This window comes from Neisseria sp. P0021.S006 (assembly GCF_051956895.1).
Map to the genome: position 1 here is coordinate 1 of NZ_JBQCWZ010000106.1, position 2,735 is coordinate 2,735.

The following is a 2,735-nucleotide window of genomic DNA, read 5'->3' on the forward strand; positions in this document are numbered from 1 at the left end:
AGATGGGGATAAGAGACAGCTACGTATATTTTTAGATGGTAGCGAATCTAGTAGTATAATTATTTGACTGAAATCTTCTTGTTCTAAAGAAGCTTCAATCATATTTTGTATATAAAAATCACTATTGCGCATAATTATCATGCTCCTATATCAATATTAAACTTCACATTGCTCCTACAAAACTTCCTCCTGCCACAAAAGCACCACATACTCCCGCCGTTGAATATATACAAACACTAACTAGCACAACAGTTCCAACAAGGGCGATTGCTGTTAAAGCATCATTATTAGTAGATGTTTTGTCTTCAGTGGAGCAATTAGTGCATTTTGTTACGGGAGAAGAAGGAGGTGGTGGTTTGTCGCAATCATTATCCACCCACTCTTTTTCGGCTTTAGCTAGTTTACTATACGCAGCATTCAGTAGCTTTACATGACCTCGGACAGTATCTCTAAGAGCTTCCCCTGGACCAATTCGCCACGGTAAATTATTTGGATTACTCTCAAGTGCGGGAATACGTTTTACGTATATTTCGTATTTAAGATTTTCTATTCTAGCTGCAATTGATGCACATTTCTGAGCATTATATAAACCAAAAATATCAACCCATCCCTGCACGTTCGGCGCAAATTGATAAAAATTGTTTCCACCCCACAGTCTAATCGGGTCTTGGTTGATAAACCGACCCACATCAGGCTCGTAATACCTAAAGAAATTGTAATGCAACCCCGTCTCACGGTCGGCATACTGGTTTTGCAGGCGGAAGGGTTGGTAAGCGCTATCCGTTACCTTGGTTTCCTCTTTCAGACGACCCCAGCCGGTATAGTTGCCAAACCAAACCAGGTTGCCTTCGTCATCGGTCATTTCACGCGGGATGCCGATTTGGTCGCAGTGGAAGTAGTGGATTTGTTGGTGGCTTTCGCCGTCTTCGGTTGTCCAATTGCGGACCTGTGCCAGCGGTTCGTAGGAATCCGGGTCGGTGTAGAGATAGGTATACCTGCCGTCCGGGTGGACTTCCTGCAGCAAATGGCTGCCGTCCCAAACGAAACGGGTTTGGTTTTCGAGGTCGTCTGAAACTTCTTCGTTTTTCAGACGACCTTTGCCTATCCTTCTGCCCAAGGCGTCGTAGGTGTACGACCAAGTCTCTTTGCTGCCGTCTTTTTTGAAGATTTCCGCCTTAACCAGTTGGTCGTGCAGGTCGTAGAAATAGTTCTGCACTTCGCCGTCGGCCAGTTCGCGGTGGATGAGGTTGCCGAGGTCGTCGTAGTAATAGGTCGTGCCGTTGTAGGTTTTCAGGCGGTTGTCGGTGATGACGGAACGGTCGTCTGAAAGCGGCGCGGTCGTTTTGCCCTCTCCCCGACCCTCTCCCACGGGAGAGGGGGCAGGGTATGGTTTGACCTTTTCCGTCGGGATGTCGAGGATATTGTGCGCGGGGTCGAAGGCGAACAGTTCGTTACCGGCTTGGGTAATCCTACCCAGTTTGTCGTACTCGAAATGCGTCGTGCCCGTCCGCTGGTCGGTGCTGTGGGTCAGGTTGCCGGTGCGGTCGTAGCCGTAGCCACGTTTGACGGCATAAGCCGATGTTACTTTGGTTTTGCCTTTGCCGCTTTCCATCAAATCATTGAGGGTGGCGATTTGTTTTTTCAGACGACCTAGGGGATCGAGTTCGTAACGGCTGGCGAGTTTACCCTGTGTACGGAAGATTTCGCGGTGCAGCTTATCGCGTTCGATGTCGGTGATGACTTCGTCGTCGAGGCTGATTTGGTGCAGGTGGCCGCTGCCGTAATACAGGTAGTTGATCTGTCTGCCGTCGGGCAGGACGGTGGCGGTACGGTTGCCGTTGAAGTCGTAGTGGTAGCGGATGCTTTCGGTAACGGGCAGGTACAGCATGTCGTACTGCGCATCGCGCCAGTCGGTTTCGGGCAAACCGTTTCGGGCGTTCTCTTCCTTAGTCGGTACTTTCCATTGGTGCTGGCCGATGATTTGGCCGTTGCCGTTGTAGTCGAAGCAGGTAATGCTGTGGCTGTTGGCGGCACGGACGAGGTTGCCGTCCAAGTCGTATTGGTAAGCGGTTTCCTGAACCTTGTCATTGTTGCGGGCGAGGGTATGGATTAAGCGTCCCAATATATCGCGTTTGAACTCGGTAGTCCGCAGCGGGGTTTGGCTGTCGAGGCCGTCTGAAAGCGGGGCGGCATCTTTTTTGGGGACGGGTTGTCCGCCCAGCTGCGCCATCAGTTTGGCGGCGAGGGTAGCGTCGTCGCCGAATTCGCGCTGTTCAATCAGTTCGTTGCCGGCATTGTAGCGGTAGCCGGTGAGCTTATGGTCGAAACCGCTTTCAGCAATCAGTCGGTCGAGGATGTCGTAGGCAAAGCGGTAGCGCGCACCGTTTTCATTGGTGAGGCCGACTAGGCGGCGGGCTTGGTCGTAATGATAGCCGAAGGTATGGCCCAAGGCATTGGTGCGTTGGGTCGGCAGACCGTCCTGGCCGTATTCGTAGGAGGTGGTGTGGCCTTCGGCATCGGTATGGGTGGTCAGACGACCTGCGGCATCGTAGCCGAAGGTCTCTTTGCTGCCGTCGGGATAGAGGGCGAGGGTGAGGTTTTGATCGGTGTCGTAGTGGTATTCGGTGTGCTGTTCCAGCGCATCGGTAATACGCGCCAACTGTCCTTCGGGGGTGTAGGCCAGTTTGGTTTCGTAACCCGAGCAGTCGGTAATCCGGTCGGGCTGATGGTTTTCG

General features: G+C 51.9%; 1 protein-coding gene. It reads right to left on the reverse strand.

Annotated elements, in window-relative coordinates:
- Positions 1-163 precede the first annotated feature (163 nt).
- Complete coding sequence (locus tag ACTHUM_RS11165) at positions 164-2,230, reverse strand: RHS repeat-associated core domain-containing protein (protein ID WP_440361294.1); 2,067 nt, start codon at positions 2,228-2,230, stop codon at positions 164-166.
- Positions 2,231-2,735: the final 505 nt, after the last annotated feature.